The organism is Pseudoxanthomonas sp. 134C1, assembly GCF_057773065.1.
In genome coordinates, this window is the sequence record NZ_JBYMTH010000005.1 from 62537 (window position 1) to 80162 (window position 17626).

At 67.2% G+C, this 17626-nt stretch carries 12 protein-coding genes; 3 read left to right on the forward strand and 9 right to left on the reverse strand.

Annotation, left to right across the window (positions count from 1 at the left end):
* Positions 1-7 precede the first annotated feature (7 nt).
* Positions 8-478: a nuclear transport factor 2 family protein gene (locus tag AC3DEZ_RS11565; protein WP_488388342.1), complete on the reverse strand. Its 471-nt coding sequence runs from the start codon at positions 476-478 to the stop codon at positions 8-10.
* Between the two features lie 114 nt (positions 479-592).
* On the opposite strand from AC3DEZ_RS11565, the gene AC3DEZ_RS11570 reads away from it, so the two are divergent.
* Together AC3DEZ_RS11570 and AC3DEZ_RS11575 are read left to right on the forward strand one after the other, a co-directional pair.
* Entirely contained in the window at positions 593-2284 is a 1692-nt protein-coding gene (locus AC3DEZ_RS11570; RefSeq protein ID WP_447102068.1) for a long-chain fatty acid--CoA ligase, read from the forward strand.
* 231 nt (positions 2285-2515) lie between these two features.
* A complete protein-coding gene (locus tag AC3DEZ_RS11575) occupies positions 2516-3382 on the forward strand; it encodes a crotonase/enoyl-CoA hydratase family protein (RefSeq protein ID WP_295375678.1) in 867 nt (288 codons plus the stop codon).
* A 114-nt stretch (positions 3383-3496) separates the two neighbouring features.
* Here the strand turns inward: AC3DEZ_RS11575 and AC3DEZ_RS11580 are convergent, their stop codons facing one another.
* From AC3DEZ_RS11580 to prfB, 4 genes are all read right to left on the reverse strand, one after another.
* Positions 3497-5683, reverse strand: coding sequence for an ATP-binding protein (locus AC3DEZ_RS11580; protein ID WP_488388343.1), 2187 nt, complete (start codon positions 5681-5683; stop codon positions 3497-3499).
* 3 nt (positions 5684-5686) lie between these two features.
* Positions 5687-6826, reverse strand: a complete 1140-nt coding sequence (locus tag AC3DEZ_RS11585) for an HD domain-containing phosphohydrolase (RefSeq protein ID WP_183641532.1) — start codon at positions 6824-6826, stop codon at positions 5687-5689.
* A 330-nt stretch (positions 6827-7156) separates the two neighbouring features.
* Positions 7157-8680 (reverse strand): lysine--tRNA ligase, encoded by a 1524-nt coding sequence (lysS, locus tag AC3DEZ_RS11590; protein ID WP_488388344.1) that lies wholly within the window; start codon positions 8678-8680, stop codon positions 7157-7159.
* Positions 8681-8761: 81 nt separating this feature from the next.
* Positions 8762-9887 (reverse strand): peptide chain release factor 2 gene (gene prfB, locus AC3DEZ_RS11595; RefSeq protein ID WP_488388345.1). Its coding sequence is split into 2 segments (ribosomal slippage): positions 8762-9811 and positions 9813-9887, totalling 1125 coding nucleotides; the frame shifts between segments, so codons are not numbered across the junction.
* Between the two features lie 163 nt (positions 9888-10050).
* On the opposite strand from prfB, the gene AC3DEZ_RS11600 reads away from it, so the two are divergent.
* On the forward strand, positions 10051-10686 hold the full coding sequence (locus AC3DEZ_RS11600) for a hypothetical protein (RefSeq protein WP_488388346.1): 636 nt from the start codon (positions 10051-10053) through the stop codon (positions 10684-10686).
* Positions 10687-10964: 278 nt separating this feature from the next.
* Here the strand turns inward: AC3DEZ_RS11600 and AC3DEZ_RS11605 are convergent, their stop codons facing one another.
* The 4 genes from AC3DEZ_RS11605 to AC3DEZ_RS11620 form a co-directional block, all read right to left on the reverse strand.
* On the reverse strand, positions 10965-11846 hold the full coding sequence (locus AC3DEZ_RS11605; RefSeq protein WP_488388501.1) for a LytTR family DNA-binding domain-containing protein: 882 nt from the start codon (positions 11844-11846) through the stop codon (positions 10965-10967).
* Positions 11847-11941: 95 nt separating this feature from the next.
* The gene (locus AC3DEZ_RS11610; protein WP_488388347.1) at positions 11942-14878 is read right to left on the reverse strand and encodes a DUF2135 domain-containing protein; all 2937 of its coding nucleotides are present in this window, start codon (positions 14876-14878) and stop codon (positions 11942-11944) included.
* 78 nt (positions 14879-14956) lie between these two features.
* Positions 14957-16681 (reverse strand): single-stranded-DNA-specific exonuclease RecJ, encoded by a 1725-nt coding sequence (gene recJ, locus AC3DEZ_RS11615; protein ID WP_488388348.1) that lies wholly within the window; start codon positions 16679-16681, stop codon positions 14957-14959.
* Positions 16678-17622 carry a phosphoglycerate mutase gene (locus AC3DEZ_RS11620; RefSeq protein ID WP_488388349.1) on the reverse strand — a complete coding sequence of 315 codons (945 nt, stop codon included), beginning with the start codon at positions 17620-17622 and terminating at the stop codon, positions 16678-16680. Before AC3DEZ_RS11620 ends, recJ begins: the two co-directional genes overlap by 4 nt.
* Positions 17623-17626: the final 4 nt, after the last annotated feature.

Consider the following 17626-nt stretch of genomic DNA (forward strand, 5'->3'; position numbering starts at 1 on the left):
GGCCGGCTCAGGGACCCGTCTGCCATTCCGCGTAATGGAGTCGCCATTCGTCGTCTTCCCTGCGCCAGCCGGTGGTGACGCGATACGCCTGCGCGCTATCCGGCAGCCAACGGCCACGGCCGGCGCCGGTGAGCAGGGCATCGAAACGAACGGTCGCGGTGTCGGCCTGCAGGCTGACATCCAGCTGTCCCGTGGTCACCCCGACGCTCTCGCGCGCCAGCAATTGCGCGCGCAGCAGGTTGTGCAACGCAGCACGATCCATGCCCGCGGGGCCGGAGAAATCCTCGGCGACCCCTTCCATCGCGTCCGCCGGCTGGCGTTGTTCGACCGCCCGCTGCAGGGCCGCGAACTGATCACGCAGTTGTTGCTCGGGTGTGGGTCGGGCGCAGCCCGCCAGGTGCAGCGACAGGACCAGCAACAGGCATGTTCGCCAGAGCCTGGCGCGGGTGGATTCGGGCTCCCGGATTACGTTCTTCACCCGCCCTTCGCCTTTTCCATCCGGAACGGTATGCTCACTCTCGTGGACCCCACACGGCGTTCGCGCCGACATTGCATACATACCCGAAGCATGGCCCTGGGGAGGGAGTAGAAGATGAGTCAAGACCGTCCGTGGTTCAAGAGCTATCCGGAAGGCGTTCCGCACGAAATCGACCTGGATGAATACCGTTCCATCGTGTCGGTGCTGGAAAGCGCCATCGATCGTTATCGCAACCGTCCGGCGTTCTCGAACTTCGGAAAGAGTCTTACCTATGGCGAGATCGACACCCTCAGCAAGCAGTTCGCCGCCTACCTGCTCGGCGAACTCAAACTGAAGAAGGGCGATCGCGTCGCGATCATGATGCCCAACTGCCTGCAGTACCCGGTCGCCATCTTCGGCGTGCTGCGCGCCGGACTGACGGTGGTCAACGTCAATCCGATGTACACCCCGCGCGAACTGCGCCACCAGTTGTCCGACTCCGGCACCAGCGTGCTGCTGGTCGTGGACAACTTCGGCAAGACCGTGCAGGAAGCCATTCCGGGCCTGACCTCGCTCAAGCAGGTCATCACCACCGGCCTGGGCGACCTGCTGGGTTTCCCCAAGGGACCACTGATCAACTTCGTGCTGAAGTACGTCAAGAAGATGGTGCCCGACTACGACATCGCCGGCACCGTCCGCTTCAAGGACACCCTGACCCTGGGCCGCCTGCAAACCTTGCCCGAGATCGAGATCGCGCCGGAAGACATCGCTTTCCTCCAGTACACCGGCGGCACCACGGGCGTGGCCAAGGGCGCGATGCTGACCCATCGCAACATGGTCGCCAACATGCAGCAGGCGTCGGCGTGGATTGGCCGTGACGTCAAGTCCGACGGCGAGTTGATCGTCACGGCGCTGCCGCTTTACCACATCTTCGCGCTCACCGCGAACTGCCTGGTGTTCATGAAGTTCGGTGCGTCCAATCACCTGATCACCAATCCGCGCGACATGCCGAACTTCGTCAAGGAGATCAGCAAGATCCAGTTCACCGCGATCACCGGCGTCAACACGCTGTTCAACGGCCTGCTGAACACGCCCGGCTTCGATCAGGTCGACTTCTCGCGCCTGCATCTGACCCTGGGTGGCGGCATGGCGGTGCAGCGCGCCGTGGCCGACCGCTGGAAGAAGGTCACCGGCGTGACTCTGGTGGAGGCCTACGGCCTGACCGAGACCGCGCCGGCGGCCTGCATCAACCCGATGGACCTGAAGGACTACAACGGCGCGATCGGCCTGCCCATCCCCTCGACCGACGCCTGCCTGAAGGACGACGACGGCAATCTGGTCGCGCTGGGTGAAGTGGGCGAACTCTGCATCAAGGGACCGCAGGTGATGCGCGGCTACTGGCAGCGTCCGGAGGAAACCGCCAAGGTCGTCGATGCCGATGGCTGGCTGCACACCGGCGACATGGCCAAGATGGACGCCGAAGGTTTCTTCTACATCGTCGATCGCAAGAAGGACATGATCCTGGTGTCCGGCTTCAACGTGTACCCGAACGAAGTGGAGGACGTGATCGCCGGTCTGGAAGGCGTCCTGGAAGTGGCGGCGATCGGCGTGCCGGACGAGCGCTCCGGCGAGGTGGTCAAGGTGTTCGTGGTCAAGAAGGACCCGTCCCTGACCGAGGAGAAGATCAAGGCCTACTGCCGCGACAACCTGACCGGCTACAAGCAGCCCCGCTACATCGAATTCCGGACCGAGTTGCCGAAAACCAATGTCGGGAAAATCCTCAGGAAGGAGCTCCGCGAGCCGCCCCCGACCGGGGCATCCCGCTGAGAATCGAAAGGCCGGCGAAAGCCGGCCTTTCTTTTTCCCTGAAAACTTTAGGGTTAAATTTGAGAATATCATCACATTTATGAACAACGGGAAGGGATAAACCCTGTCCCCAGCGGTCCAGTCAGTGTGCGTCGTCTTTTCACTATCCGTTCAGGTGTAGCATCGCGCCGTGCCCAGCACGTCCCCAATACCAATCCCCACACCATCGGCCACAAGCCACCAGGAGTCATCATGAACAACGTCGAAAAACTGCAGCGCACCCGCAATTTCTCCACCATTCGCGTGGAATCCGCGCCCGATGGCAACAGCCATTGGATGTACATGCACAACGACGCTGGCAAGGGTTCCCGGCCGTGCTTCCGCAGCGAACTGCTGGATGAAATGTGGAGCTTCACTTCTTCGATCACCCTGCGCGAGAGCGAGCGCCAGTCCGGCCGCCTGCGCCACTTCGTGCTGGCCTCCTCGGCGCCGGCCTTCAATCTGGGCGGCGACCTGGAGCTGTTCGCCAAACTGATCCGCGCCAATGACCGCGAACATCTGCTGGCCTACGCCCGCCGCTGCATCGATGGCGTGTACACGCTGCACACCGGCCTGGGCGGTGATGTCCGCACGATCGCGCTGCTGCAGGGCGACGCCCTCGGCGGTGGCCTGGAAATGGCGCTGGCCTGCCACACCATCGTCGCCGAGGAAGGCGTTGAAATGGGCCTGCCGGAAGTCCTGTTCGGCCTGTTCCCGGGCATGGGCGCCTATTCGTTCCTGTGCAAGCGCGTGTCGCCGCAGCTGGCCGAGCGCATCATCCTGGAAGGCAACATGTATTCGAGTGACGAGTTCTACAAGATGGGCGTCGTCGACATCCTGGTACCGAAGGGTCAGGGCGAAGCCGCCGTGCAGGATCTGATCCGCCAGCAGCAGCGTGCGCCCTACTCGCATCTGGCGATGAACACGGTCCGCGGCCTGGCCCAGCGGGTCAGCTACGACGAACTGATGAACATCACCGAAGTCTGGGTCGACACCGCGCTGGCGCTGGGCGACAAGTCCCTGCGGATGATGGAGCGCATCGTGCGGGCGCAGGAAAAGCGTGCCATGCAGGCCGCCTGATCGAAGTTCGAATCGCAGCCACCACAGGGGGCGGGGACTGCGCAAGGCACCCCGGATGGCGGGCAGGCCATGGCCGCCCGCCCGAGCTTTACCCCCTGATATCGCGCAACCGGTTCAATTGCGCTCGTGGCTGCCGTGATCGGGTGAATGGCGTGCCCGCTCGCGCGCTTCCAGAGCCGCCCTGCCTTGGGCCAGATAGGAATTCACCGCGGCCAGCCGTTGCCGCCACTCACGCGCGACCTGCCAGTCGGCCAGCCGCATCAGCTCACTCGCGGCCGCCGCCAGTTTGATCAGGCCGAGGTTGCTGGCGACGCCCTTGAGCGCATGCGCGTGATCGCGGAGATGTTCGCCCTGGCCATGCTCCATGGCATGCGCCATGGCGCCGATGCAGCCATCGGCATCGTTGAGGCACTGCGCGATGAATTCGCGCTCGAAGGCTTCGCCCATGCCCAGCGCGCTGAGTTCGTCCAGCACGGTCATGTCGAGGATCTCGTCGCCCACCCGCACCGCGGTGGTCGGCACCGGCGTCTGCGCCTGCGCGGTGACCGCGCCATTGGTGGCGATTTCGGCGAGCGTATCCAGCAGGCGGGTCGCGACCACCGGCTTGGCCAGGAACGCGCGGGCACCCGCGCGCTCGCAATTGCGGATGGCGTCCGGGGTGACGTCCGCGCTCAGGATCACCACCGGCGTGCGCTGGCCGGAACCGGCTTCCATCACCCGCAGTTGCTTGAGCAGATCCAGGCCGCTGACGTCGGGCATGTGCAGATCGCAGATGACCGCATCGTAGTCGAATGAATCCAGCGCATTGAGCACGTCCTCGCCGCCGTTGACGCAGGTCACGCGATGGCCGGCCTTCTGCAGCAGGCGCTGCACGACCATCCGGTTCGCCTCGTGATCGTCGGCGACCAGGAGCTGCATGCTGCGCACCCGCGCGCGATGGCGCAGGAACGGATCGGAGAACGCGATGATGTTCTCGGCGCCGGGCTTGCCGGTGCCTTCGTCGAGCCAGTGCGCGGGCGCGTGGATGGCCGGCGTGACCTCGCGGGGCTGGACCGGTTCGAACGGCAGCTCCACCCAGAACGAACTGCCGCGCTGCTCGCTGCTCTCGAAACCGATGGTGCCCCCCATTGCCTCGGTCAGGCCCTTGGCGATGGTGGTGCCCAGGCCGGTGCCGCCATAGCGGCGCGCCAGGCTGACGTCGGCCTGCTCGAACGCCTCGAACAGGCGTTCGCGGACAGAGGCCGGGATGCCGATGCCGGTATCGGTCACGGTGAAGCGCAACCGGTTCGGACTGCCGGCCAGGGCGACCTGCAGGCGCACTTCGCCCTTGTCGGTGAACTTGACCGCGTTGCCGGCCAGGTTCAGCAGGACCTGGCGCAGGTGCCCGGAATCGCCGCGCAGCACCGCAGGCACGTCGTCGTCGAACTGCACTTCGTAATTGAGCTGCTTGCCGCGCGCCTGCGGCAGCAGGATCAGGCCGATGCTCTCGACCAGCTCGCGCGGCGAGAACTCGACCACGTTGAGCTTGAGCTTGCCGGCCTCGATGGCCGAAATGTCCAGCACGTCCTCCACCAGCGCCAGCAGGCTGCGGGTGGAAGCCTGGATGGTCGACAGGCACTCGCGCTGTTCGCTGTCCAGACGGGTGGTCGCCAAGAGCTCGGACATGCCGGCCAGACCGTTGAGCGGCGTGCGGAACTCGTGGCTCATGTTGGCCAGGAAGCGGCTCTTGGCCTCGTTGGCCCGGCGCGCTTCCTCGGTGGCGCGGGTCAGATCCCGCAGCAGGCCGGACAGGTACATCGGCACCGCGATCAGACCCACCCACAGGCCCAGGCCGAGATCGAGGTTCTGCTGCCAATACGGGCTGATCGTCAGCACGATGCCGAAACTGATGCAGGCCGAGGCCACCGCGCCGAGCAGATAGCGGTTGCCGTAGCGCAGGCCGTTGCCGACCGTCACCCACATCAGGATCACGTACAGCCACGCCAGCGGCTCGCCCTTGAGCACCATCGCCACGGTCATCAGGCCGTAGTCGGTGAGCATGCCGATGACCCGGCGCACATGCGACTTGCCGGGCTCCAGCAGGATCGCGATGAACAGCATCAGGCCGATCGCGGCGCCGACGCCGCTCATGGTCGCCGACCAGCGGTACACGTCCGGCGGCAGCGCCCCGTACAGGGCGGCGATGCCCATGTACACGATGACGCCGGTGAAGATGATCACGCGGATCGCGGTCTGGCCGTGCTCACTGTCCGGCCGGTTGGCCAGACGGTTCTTGATCCAGGAGGCCAGATTGCGTTCCATGACTCATTCCATCCCTGGACGGCTCTGCACCGTCGAATAGCGCTCGCAGATGTCGTCCAGACGTTCCCGCCCGCGGATGAGCGCATCCACGCAGGAGGGGTCGAACAGGCGGCCGCGCTGCGCGTACAGGTACGCCAGCGCCGCATCCTTCTCCCAGGCCTTCTTGTAGGGCCGGGGCGAGATCAGGGCATCGAACACATCCGCGACCGCCACTATCCTCGCTTCCAACGGAATCTCGTCGCCGACCAGGCCATCCGGGTAGCCGCTGCCGTCGTAGCGTTCGTGATGGCGCAAGGCGATGATCGCGCCGGTCTGGATGAAGCGGTTCTGGCTGCCCGACAGCAACTGATGGCCGATCTTCGGGTGCCGGCGCATCACGTCGGTCTCGTCCTCGGTCAGCGGACCGGGCTTCATGAGCACCGAGTCGGGAATGGCGATCTTGCCCATGTCATGCAACGGCGCGGCCAGTTCGATCGCCCGGACCTCGTCCTCCGGCAGTCCCAGCTCGTCGGCGATCAGCGCGGCCACGTGGGCCATGCGCTCCAGATAGGCGCTGGTGCCGCTGTCGCGGTACTCGATGGCGCGGGCGAGCCGCGACAGCGTTTCGCGTTCGCGCTCTTCGACCTCGTGCATGCTGGACAGCAGGCGCTGCTCCAGCGACAGGGCGCGCTGCTTGACGTTCTCGGACTGCTGGCGCAGCTGCAGCAGGTTGCGGCAGCGGGCGCGCAGTTCGCGCGGACGGACCGGCTTGACCAGGAAATCGATCACGCCCGCTTCCAGCGCCGCCTGGCGGATCGGCTCGTCGCCGACCACCGTGATCAGGATGATCGGGATGTCGCGGTGCAGCGGCAGGCGGCGGAACCGGCGGGCGAACTCCAGCCCGTCCATGCCCGGCATGCGGTAATCCAGCAACAGCAGATCGGTGCGGTTCTTCTCGCACCACTCCAGCGCGACCTGGGGATCCCCGAAGTCGTGCACGCTCAGTTCCGAGGCGATGTCCTCGATTACATGGCGCAGCATCGTGCGCGCCGAAGTCTGGTCATCGACGATGACGATATTCAAAGCGCTTCCCGCCCCTTGTGGCCACATGAAGTGACTGTCGGGCAAGGATACTCCGGCGATGGCTGCACTGGCATCTAGCATCGGAACCGTTTCCTGCGTGTATCGATGGCGTCTGGATCCCTCTCCTGCCCCGGCTCTCGCGTGTGGACACGAGGGCGTGGACGGGAAACGTGGGATTTTTGACGCAGGAAGCGTGCCAGTGTGATGACAGGCCTCTACCATGGGTCGGAACCGCGAAGGCCATCACGCAAAAAAGCCCGCGATAGCGGGCTTTTGACGCCGGAATCCGGCGGGCGGCCTGGGCGCTCCAGGCAGGTCGCGCCGGGAATCCGGCATCCCGGGCGGGGCGCGGTGGGTGCCGGTAACCGACCCGGTGCGTCACCCCGCTTGCCGCGCTGCGGCGGTTCCGGCTCAGCCCTGGTGTTCCGGCCGCATGTAGGGGAACAGGAGCACGTCGCGGATCGAGTCCGAGCCGGTCAGCAGCATCACCAGCCGGTCGATGCCGACCCCGAGGCCGCCGGTGGGCGGCAGGCCCACTTCCAGCGCCCGGATGTAGTCGGCGTCGTAATGCATCGCCTCGTCATCACCGCCTTCCTTGGCCGCCACCTGGGCCTGGAACCGCGCGGCCTGGTCTTCCGGGTCGTTGAGCTCGGAGAAGCCGTTGGCGAGTTCCTTGCCGTTGATGAACAGCTCGAAGCGATCCGTGTAGCCGGGGTTCTGATCGTTGGCGCGGGCCAGCGGTGATACCTCGACCGGATGGTCGGTGATGAAGGTCGGCTGGATCAGCGTGTGTTCGACGGTCCGCTCGAAAATCTCCAGCAGCAGCTTGCCCCAGCCATGGGACGGCTTGACCGTGATCTTCAGGCGCGCGCAGTGGCGCGCCAGTGCCTCGCGATCCGTGCAGTCGGCCAGGCTGATTTCCGGATTGTGGTGGCGCACCGCCTCGTCCATCCGCCAGCGGCGGAAGGCGGGCTCCAGATCGATGGCCTGGCCTTCCCAATTGACCGCGCCGGTGCCCAGCACCTCGTGGGCGACATCGCGGATGACCGATTCGGTCAGGTCCATGATCTCGTTGTACGTGGCGTAGGCCTCGTACAGTTCGAGCATGGTGAATTCCGGATTGTGGCGGGTACTGACGCCTTCGTTGCGGAAGTTGCGGTTGATCTCGTAGACCCGCTCCAGGCCACCGACCACCAGCCGCTTGAGATACAGCTCCGGCGCCACCCGCAGATAGAGATCCATGTCCAGCGCGTTGTGATGGGTGACGAACGGCTTGGCCGCGGCGCCGCCGGGGATGTAATGCATCATCGGCGTTTCCACTTCCAGGAAGCGGCGCGCGTCCAGCCATTCGCGGATCGCGCGGATGATGCGCGAGCGCTTGATGAAGACGTCGCGCGCTTCCGGGGTGACGATCAGATCCACGTAGCGCTGGCGGTAACGCTGCTCCACGTCGGAAAGGCCATGCCACTTGTCCGGCAGCGGGCGCAGTGCCTTGGTCAGCAGTCGCAGATGCTCCGCCTTGACCGACAGCTCGCCGGTCCTGGTGCGGGTCAGCGCGCCCTCGGCGGCGACGATGTCGCCGATATCCCAGCCCTTGAAGGCCTCGTAGGTGTCGCCCAGCGCATTGGACTGCAGGAACAGCTGCAGGCGGCCGGACTCGTCCTGGATCTGGACGAAGCTGGCCTTGCCCATCACCCGCTTGGCCATCAGGCGGCCGGCGACGCTGACGCGGCGGCTGGCCGCTTCCAGGCTCTCGGCGGTCCACAGATCCTGGTCGGCGTACTGGGCCTGCAGGTCGCCTGCGTAGTCGGCGCGGCGGAAGTCGTTCGGATAGGCGATGCCCTGCCCGCGCAGCGCCGTGAGTTTCGCGCGGCGCTCGGCGATGAGGCTGTTCTCGTCGGCGTGGGGCGTCTGCGCGGGGGTCTCGTCGGTCATGGCGGGTACGGGTCGGTGGGAAATATGGAGGTGCGGCCGGGCCGCGGAATCGGGTCGGGGCCGCGGCCCCGTGCCCGCGGATTATGCGTCGATGCGTTTGGCGCCGGCTTCCAGGCCGGTCTTCAGGCTGGCTTCCAGGAATTCGTCCAGATCGCCATCCAGCACCTTCTGGGTGTCGGTACGTTCGATGCCGGTGCGCAGATCCTTGATCCGGCTCTGGTCGAGCACGTAGTTGCGGATCTGGCTACCCCAGCCGATGTCGGCCTTGGTCGCTTCCAGTGCGCTCTTCTCGGCGTTGCGCTTCTGGATCTCGATCTCGTACAGCTTGGCCTTCAGCATCTTCATCGCGCGATCGCGATTGGCGTGCTGGCTGCGTTCGGTCTGGCAGGCCACCACCACGCCACTGGGCACGTGGGTGATGCGCACCGCCGATTCGGTCTTGTTGACGTGCTGGCCACCGGCACCGGAGGAGCGGTAGACGTCGGTCTTCAGATCGGCCGGGTTGATGTCGATGTCGATGTTGTCGTCGACTTCGGGGGCCACGAACACCGAGGTGAAGCTGGTATGGCGGCGGTTGTCCGAATCGAACGGCGACTTGCGCACCAGCCGATGCACGCCGATTTCGGTCTTCAGCCAGCCATAGGCGTAATCACCCTCGACCCGGAACGTCGCCGACTTGATGCCGGCCACTTCGCCGTCGCTGGCTTCCATCAATTCGACCTTCCAGCCGCGCGACTCGGCCCAGCGCAGGTACATGCGCAGCAGGATTTCGGCCCAGTCCTGGGCCTCGGTGCCACCGGCGCCGGCCTGGATGTCGACGAAGGCGTTGGCGCTGTCCATCTCGCCGGAAAACATCCGCTGGAACTCCAGCTTGTCCACCCGGCCGGCATAGCGCTCCACGTCGTCGACCACCGCCTGCGCGGTTTCCTCGTCGTTCTCGCCCTCGGCCAGTTCCAGCAGTTCGCTGGAGCCGATCAGCCCCTCGTCGATCTCGCGGATGCCATTGACGGTCTTGTCCAGCAGCGAGCGTTCGCGGCCCAGTTGCTGGGCGTATTCGGGATTGTTCCAGATGTCGGGGCTTTCCAGCTCCCGGTTCACTTCTTCCAGGCGTTCGCGCTTGGAATCGTAGTCAAAGATACCCCCGTAGCGAGGCCAACCGGTCCTGCAGGTCGGCGATGCGCTGGCGGATGGGATTCAGTTCGATCATGGCGGGCGGTGGGGCACACAGAGGAACCGGGGATTGTAACAAGCGGATGCCCTCCTCGCCCGCCGGGGCATGCGGAAAGGCGGTTCCCTGCAATCGGGGAGGATTCCTATGGCCTTCGTCATCCCCGCAAGCAGAATGGTCCGCTTTCCCTGCCTGGACCCGTATGAGACCCGTTACCCTCCCTGCCCTCGCGTGCGTGCTGCTGGCGCTGTTCCTGGCCGGCTGCGCCGGAAACGTGCGCTGGAAGCATCCCACGCCGGATCCGGATCTACTGCGTCGGATGCTGTCGGACATCCGGGGCTTCCACGTCACCGGCGACAATGACCGGGAGGACCACTCGCTGCTGTCTCCCGAAAAGGCCCGGGCCATCCTGGCCGGCCAGCAAGCGCCCGACGAGGACACGCCGGCGTTCCAGTTCATCGAGGTCAGTGGGCGAACCCTCACCCTCAGTGGCTACGGCCGGTACTTCATTCCAGGAGACGACCTGTCCCTGCCCCGTCGCCGCTATGTGTACCGCTACGTCGGCGAGCTGACCCACGCGGCCTACGCGCTTCGGCACATGGCACCCACGGTATGCGATCTGAAGCTCTATTCGCGGCCCACCCAGGCGCTGGCATTCACGTGGGTGGACGGCGGAGCGGATCACGGCGTCACCCAGCTCATGACATTCGACGGCCAGCTGAGCGCGGACTGCCGCTACACGGAAACGCCCGAGGGCGGCGTGACGCCGCGCTACGGCAGACTGTCCGGCCATCAGCCCTACGCCCGCGGGTCACTTCGCTCCGTGTGGATGTTCTGATCGCCCGTCCGTGGCGGCATATGTCCCTGTCGTCCTGAACGCCGGGAGGAAAGCATGGAGACGCTTTCCGCCCGACTCATGATCTCGATACTTGCCCATCACCGACATGCCCGCCACGTGCGGGCTCACCAACGAGGCAGTCCCATGTCCATCAGGCGCCCATTTTCCGGACCCGGGATCGGCGCCGCGGTGCCGGCATCGCCCAACGGCCCGCATCCGCCAACATCCGGAGCCAGGCCGTTGGCGGCGATGCCGCAACCCGTTCCCGCGCGCCGGTTCTACCCGGGGTCGGTGCTGGTACGACTACGCAGATCCGCGCGGTAACGACGGCTGCACGGCAACGCGGTCGCGTCCTTGAGATGGATGCGCGCATCGCCGGTGTCCAGCGGTTCGATCGAGACGACCTGATCCAGGTTGACGATGTAACTGCGATGGATGCGGGCGAACCGCGTCGGATCCAGTTTGGCCTCGATGCCGGCGATGGTGCTGCGCAGTGGGTAGTCGTGGCCGCGTACCCGCAGGTTCACGTAGTTGCCGGCCGCCTGCAGCCATTCGATATCGCTGGCCGCCACCAGGAATTCGCGTCCGAGCTTGCGGACCAGGAAGCGTTCCGGGCGCTCCACCGGTTCCAGCGGCGGGCCCTCGTCGGGCACGTCGAGCAGGCTGGCCTCGCCCTGCCAGCGGCGCAGCAGGAACCGATAGACCTCGATGGTCAGGACCACGCCAATGAAAGTGCGCACGTCCTTGAGGTATTCGTAGAGCAATTCGCGCGGCCAGGGACCGAAGTCATACTCCGCCCCCTGCCAGCGGTAAGCCAGGATGCGCAGCGCGACCATGCCGGCCACGTGCAGCAGCGAGTACGCCACGCTGGCCAGCAGGTACCACGGCAGTTGCCGCCGCAACGTATCCCAATGGAGCGGAAACCGGCGGGTGAACACGACCACCGCCGGCACCAGCGCCAGCAGCAGGATGCCGCTGGAGGTCTCCCAGACCACCGGTTCCCAGTCCGCGAATCCCAGTCCGCTCCGGTGCACGTCCATCACCGCGGTGATGCTGTTGCCCACCGCGTTGACCAGCATGCTGATCACCCAGAAGCCGACTTCGAAGCTGCGGCGCCATGGCTGGAAGCGGCGATGAAGTGTGTCCGAGGAAGAGCCCATCCGCGCATTGTAGGTGCGCAAGGCACTCCCGCGTCCGCCCACGCGCACCCGACGCCTCGGTGGACGCCCCCGCGGTCTGGCGGGGGCGCAGGCGCTCAACGCACTTCGAACTCGCCGACCAGGACGGTTTCGCTGGCCTCCTTGAGGCGCAGGGTGACGATCTGCCGCTGCTCGCGCGGCGTGCCGAACCGGGTGATGAAAGCCAGTTGCAGGGTGGTCGCGCCGGTCACCAGCGACTGGTGGTCACCGAAGAAGTTGGCTTCCACCCGGTACCTGCCGGGCTTGGCCACCCGCAGCGCGAATTCCTCCGGACCATAACCTCCAGTGAAATCATCCGACAGGCGACCGCCCTGGTAGGTTTCCGGGTGGCTGTAGAAACATTTCTCGCCGTTGGGATCGGTGACCCACAGATCCATGTCGCTGTTGTCGCTGTCCCAGGTGAGCACCGCGCGCAGATCCAGCGGCAGATTGCCCAGCAGACGCGGATCGATGGCATGGGTATCCAGCGGCTTTCCGGCGTTGGCGATGATGGCGTTGAGTTCGGTCAGCGCGATCATCTTGACCCCGTCGAAACGGTCGTCCCAGTCACGCCGCACCACTTCGTACAGCGACGCGATGGCGGCCTGCGGATCCCCCGCCTCCGCCTGCGCCAGGCCCAGATCGCGGAAGCTCTGCGGTTCTTCTTCGGCCATGTCGCGCACCCGCCGGAACTGCTCCAGCGCGAGCGCCGGCTCCTTCGCCTGCATCAGGCGATAGGCCAGTACGCGCAGGATGTGGCGGTTCTCCAGATCCAGTTCGGCCAGATTGGACAGAACGCGCAGGGCAAGTGCGCGCTGCCCCTTCTCGAACAGGATGTCGGCCACGTCTAGGTAGAACGCGGTGCTGGCCGCATGCTCGTCGCGCTCGTCGAGATAGAGCGCGTAGATGTGATCCGCGGGCGCGGCGCGCAGGCGGCGGGCGTAGGGGGAATCCGGCTGCCAGGGTTGCAGGGTCACCTGCACGCTTTCCGCGCCGCCGGTCACCGCCACGCTGTCCAGCGTCGCTCTCTCCCTCGCCAGCGCCAGGTTGCCTTCCGGCATCGGTTGCGTGACCGACGCAGGCGCCGACGGGGGTGGAGGCGCGGCGGCCACCGGTGCCGCGGCAGCGTCCGCGGCCGCGTATCCATCCGTGACGCGATCCGCTTCGCCCCGGCGACGTTCAAGCTTCGGCGGCGCCGGCGGCCGGCCCTTGGGCCAATCCCGATTCCACCATTCCCGACGCTCCTCGAACGCGATCGCCACTTCATCCAACCGTTCGCGCTGGCCGCGTTCGCGGTCCCGCACGCGCGACGCCCAGGCCTGTTCGTAGGCGGCGCGCAATTCGACCGGCGGGACGATCTCGTGCTCCACGTAGTCTTCGATGGTCTCCAGGACCATCAACGAGGTCTCTCCGGTGACCAGCCCGAACTGCTGGCCCATCCGCCGGATCCGGCCCGCGTTGGCCGTCGTGTCCTGGCTCCAGCGATCCACCCAGTAGCCCGCCCACAGTTGTCCCACCGGACCACTGAGCGCGGCGCGCGTGCCGTCAACCGGCACCTGGACGCGGTGCAGGCGGCCGTCCGGGGCGCGGTAGGTGACCCGCAGCTGCGCCGTCGACACGGTCAGGCGACCGGCGATGCGCAGCAGTCCGTCCTGGGGCGTGGCCGAAGGCGCGATCCATTCCTCGCCCCCCTCCATTTCGATGGACTGCAACCTGATCCGCTCGCTGAGCAGATCGTGCGCGGCCGCTTCCACGCCGGCCGCGTCGAACAGGATCGCGCGCCCGCCGCGCGCATCGGCCCAGCCACGCAGGCGACGCCCGTCGGCGTGCGGGCCGGCGGCACTCAGGGCGAACAGGCGCTGCCCGGCCTGCAGTTCGGGGAACTCGGCGGACGGGCCGTAGTTGTCCACGCCATCACTGACCAGCAAGTATTCGCCGATGTCGGACCGTGGTCGCCACGCGCCCAGCCGACTGGCGCCATCGTAGACCGTGGCGCGCAGTTCCTCGCGCAGGCGCGACCAGTCTCCCCGCCGCACCGGATAGCGCATCGCGGGTTCGGCCACGTCGCGCAGGCGCACCAGGCTGACGTCGATGTCGCCGGCCGCGCGCAGGTAACGATCCAGCACCGCCAGTTCGGCCTCGTGATCGCGTCCGCGCGCCGACCCCGAACTGTCCCACAGCAGCATCATCGCCTTGGGCAGGAGGCGTGCGACCGGAGCGTCCTCCACCGGCAACTCGGCAAGGAAATACAGCTGTTCCTCCAGCCGCTGCACGTGGCTGCGGGGGCCATCCGCGCGCGGGATGCGCACCTCCAGGCTGCCCTGCCCGCTGAAACCACGGCGCGTGAAGCGGGCGTCCCACCCCCCCGCTCCCTTGCGCCGGGTCAACGTGCCCGCCAGCGTTCCGCTCGCCTGCGGCGAGGTGGCGGCGCCGTCGACATGCATGTCCCACGTCAGCTCGTCCGCGCCGCGCGCGAACGCCAGCGAGACCGGCAACCGGTAGTGGTCGCCATCCCGCGCCAGCGTCTCGCTGTAGACCAGGCGCACCCGGCGGCTGCCGGTGGCCGGAATCGGAAAGATGCGCAAGCGGAAATGGTTGCCCGCGGTCTGCTCCAGCAATGCGGGATCCACGCCCTGGCGTGCGATGGCTTCGAACACCTGCCGGCCCTTGGCCTTCTCGACCGGCACCGCCGCGCGCATGTGCCCGTCGAAGTCCAGCGCGAACGCGGTGATGCGTTGTCCCTCGCGCAAGGGGAACGCCAGTTGCCCTTCCAGTGCGCGCCAGTTGGGATTGTGGAATTCCAGTTCGATGGTGGTCTGGGCGACGCCGCCGACCACCATCGTCTCCACCTGCGCCTGTCGCAGCCGCACCGGAAGATCGGCGCCGGCGACTTCCAGCAGCGGCAGGGCATCGCTCGACAGCCGCTGGGAGCGCAGGTCCCCGCCCCCGCCGCCCAGCCAGATCACCAGCGCTGCCAGACAGGCCGCCACCGCGGCCCATTGCTTCCCCTGCATGTGCTTCCCCTTTTGTGTTCTGGACTGGAACAGGCAAACGTCCGGCGCCGCCCAATGGGGTTGGCCGCATTCACCGTGTTACGGCACGGCCACCCAATGACGGATCAGCAACTGGATGCCCCGGCGGTCCTGATAGTCGTCGGTGTCCAGCTGGTAGACGGCGTGGACGCGCCTGGGCCTGGCCTGCTCGCGCCAGCCGCCGAACTGGATGGCGCCCAGGGGTTGCGCGCGTCCGGGCAGGCGCAGCGAGAACTTCAGATGCTTCGCGCCGACCACGCGCCAGTCGATCACCTCGAACTCGCCGTCGAACAGCGGCTCGGGAAAGCCCTGTCCCCAGGGCCCGCCGTCACGCAGCGCTTCGGCGTGGACGCGGTCGAATTCCTCGGGAAGGAGCTCGCCGTCACTCAGCCACTCGGCCTGCAGCAGGCTGTCGTCCAGCCATTGCGCGGCGATCTGGCGGAAAGCGGACTCGAAGGCAGGCAAGTGCGCCTGCGCCAGGCTCAGGCCCGCGGCCATCGCGTGGCCGCCGAACTTCTCGATCATGCCCGGATTCGCCGCGTCGACCGCCGCCAGCGCGTCACGCATGTGGAATCCGGGAATCGAACGCGCGGATCCGCGCAACGAATCCGCGCCGGGTTCGGCCGGCGCGAAGGCGATCACCGGGCGATGCAGGCCGTCCTTGATGCGCGAGGCGACCAGTCCGACCACGCCGGGATGCCACTCGGCGTCGAACAGGCACAGCGCGAGCGGGGGTTCGGCTTCGAGCGCTGCCAGTTTCGCCAGCGCGATCTGTGCCTCATCCACCATCTGTTGCTGGACGCCACGTCGTTCGGCGTTGATCTCGTTGAGCGTGGCGGCCATTTCCCGCGCCTGCGCGGGGTCGTCGCACAGCAGGCATTCGATGCCCAGCGACATGTCTTCCAGGCGCCCGGCGGCATTGAGCCGGGGGGCAATCGCGAAGCCGATGTCGGAGGCGGTCAGGTGGCGGGCGTCGCGTCCCGCGATTTCGATCAGGGCCTGCAGGCCCGCGCTGCCCTGCCCGCCGCGCAGGCGGCGCAGGCCCGCCCCCACCAGCGCCCGGTTGTTGTCATCCAGCGGCACCAGATCGGCCACCGTGCCAACCGCGACCAGATCCAGGAGCGTGGTCAGGTCCGGCTCGCTGCCCTGCGGCCAGCGGCCGGCATCGCGCAGCGCGCGGCGCAGGGCCAGCAGCACGTAGAACGCCACGCCGACGCCCGCCAGCGCCTTGCTGGGAAAGCCGTCCTCGCGCAGGTTCGGATTGACGATGGCGTCGGCCACCGGCAGCGCTTCACCGGGCAGATGGTGATCGGTCACCAGCACCTGCCATCCGTGTTCGCGCGCGCGCGCGATGCCCGCGTGGCAGGCGATGCCATGGTCGACGGTGACCAGCAGTTCCGGCGCCAGCGCGACCAGTTCGTCCACCAGTGAAGGCGACAGGCCGTAGCCATGCGCCATCCGGTTGGGCACCGTCGCGGTGACCCGCTCCGCGCCAAGCGCACGCAGGCCACGCACCATCAGCGCGCAGGCGGTCGCGCCGTCGCAATCGAAATCACCGACCACCACGATATGCCGGCGTTCGTCGATGGCCGCCCGCAGCAGGCGGCAGGCGGCATCCAGGCCGCCCAGCGCATCGGGCGGCAGCAGCTGCGCCAGCCGCGGCTGCGCGCCACCGGCCTCGACAATCCCGCGACCGGCGTACACACGCCGCAACAGGGGCAGCACCCGGGATGGCCAGTCGCCGGTCGCAACGGCTTCGCGCCGGCGAATTCGCGTGGCGGTCATGCGGTCAGGCCGGCGTCCACGCCGCCCAGGCGCGTCAACGGGCGACGCCAGAAGCGCCAACGCTGATCGCGACGCAGGATGAACCGGTCGCCATCCTCGAAATCCAGTTCCAGTACGCGCAGTTCGCTCCGCGCCAGCGCGGCCAGCAGCGGCTGCAGGGCATCGCGGACGAGTACGTCCAGTTGCCGCAGGTGGCGCAGGTCGATGAGTGCGTCGACCGCTCCGCCCTCGCCTTCGGCGGTCACGCCGGCCGCGTGCGCAAGCGCCCGCAGCAGGGCGTCCTGGCCTTTCACCTGGCGGAACCGGGTGGTCACCGACTGCGGCAGCCGGCCACCGCCCCAGAACCACAGCGAATTGACCGGCGCCTTGCCGGCCGCGACGCGACGCGCGTTCCAGGGATGGTTGTGCAGCACGATCTGCGCCTCGGTCAGCAACGCGCGCCAGCGGCGACCGTCATCGCCCTCGGGCAGGTGCGCGAACAGATCGTCGCCCAGCACGTCGTTGATCGGCGCAAATGCCGGCAGCCGCGCTTCCGCGGGCAGACGCAGATACCAGCGCGAGGGTTGCGGTGCGTCGAGCAGGAAACCGGCGTCGCCGAACAACGGCTTCAGCGCCGGCAGCAACTGGTCGGTGTCCTCCGCATCCAGTGCCAGCGCCTCGCCATAGGCGAGCATCCGCGCGCCGTTCATGTCCGGCGAGACCCGCGCCGGATCCGCGCGCAGCCAGTTGGCGCCTTCGGCGTCGCCGGCGTCCAGTTGCCGGGTCAGCGCGGCCACCGGCCAGTGATCGGGCACCAGGCGGAAATGCCGGCGAAGCTGTTCGCGTTCGCCGGCCTGCCCGCTCTGGCGATCGGCCCGTCCCAGGGCGCGGGCGACATCGACCGGCAGCGGCTGGCCCGCCAGCCGGTGGCGCGCGGGCAGCAGCAGGGTGGCCGTCGCCATCGCC

What these genes read in the sequence shown, in the direction of transcription:
- recJ (WP_488388348.1), bottom strand. Translation starts at nt 16,681, where the DNA reads ATGACCGCCACGCGAATTCGCCGGCGCGAAGCCGTTGCGACCGGCGAC.
- AC3DEZ_RS11575 (WP_295375678.1), top strand. Translation starts at nt 2,516, where the DNA reads ATGAACAACGTCGAAAAACTGCAGCGCACCCGCAATTTCTCCACCATT.
- AC3DEZ_RS11600 (WP_488388346.1), top strand. Translation starts at nt 10,051, where the DNA reads ATGAGACCCGTTACCCTCCCTGCCCTCGCGTGCGTGCTGCTGGCGCTG.
- AC3DEZ_RS11570 (WP_447102068.1), top strand. Translation starts at nt 593, where the DNA reads ATGAGTCAAGACCGTCCGTGGTTCAAGAGCTATCCGGAAGGCGTTCCG.
- AC3DEZ_RS11620 (WP_488388349.1), bottom strand. Translation starts at nt 17,622, where the DNA reads ATGGCGACGGCCACCCTGCTGCTGCCCGCGCGCCACCGGCTGGCGGGC.
- AC3DEZ_RS11610 (WP_488388347.1), bottom strand. Translation starts at nt 14,878, where the DNA reads ATGCAGGGGAAGCAATGGGCCGCGGTGGCGGCCTGTCTGGCAGCGCTG.
- AC3DEZ_RS11585 (WP_183641532.1), bottom strand. Translation starts at nt 6,826, where the DNA reads ATGCTAGATGCCAGTGCAGCCATCGCCGGAGTATCCTTGCCCGACAGT.
- AC3DEZ_RS11580 (WP_488388343.1), bottom strand. Translation starts at nt 5,683, where the DNA reads ATGGAACGCAATCTGGCCTCCTGGATCAAGAACCGTCTGGCCAACCGG.
- AC3DEZ_RS11605 (WP_488388501.1), bottom strand. Translation starts at nt 11,846, where the DNA reads ATGGGCTCTTCCTCGGACACACTTCATCGCCGCTTCCAGCCATGGCGC.
- lysS (WP_488388344.1), bottom strand. Translation starts at nt 8,680, where the DNA reads ATGACCGACGAGACCCCCGCGCAGACGCCCCACGCCGACGAGAACAGC.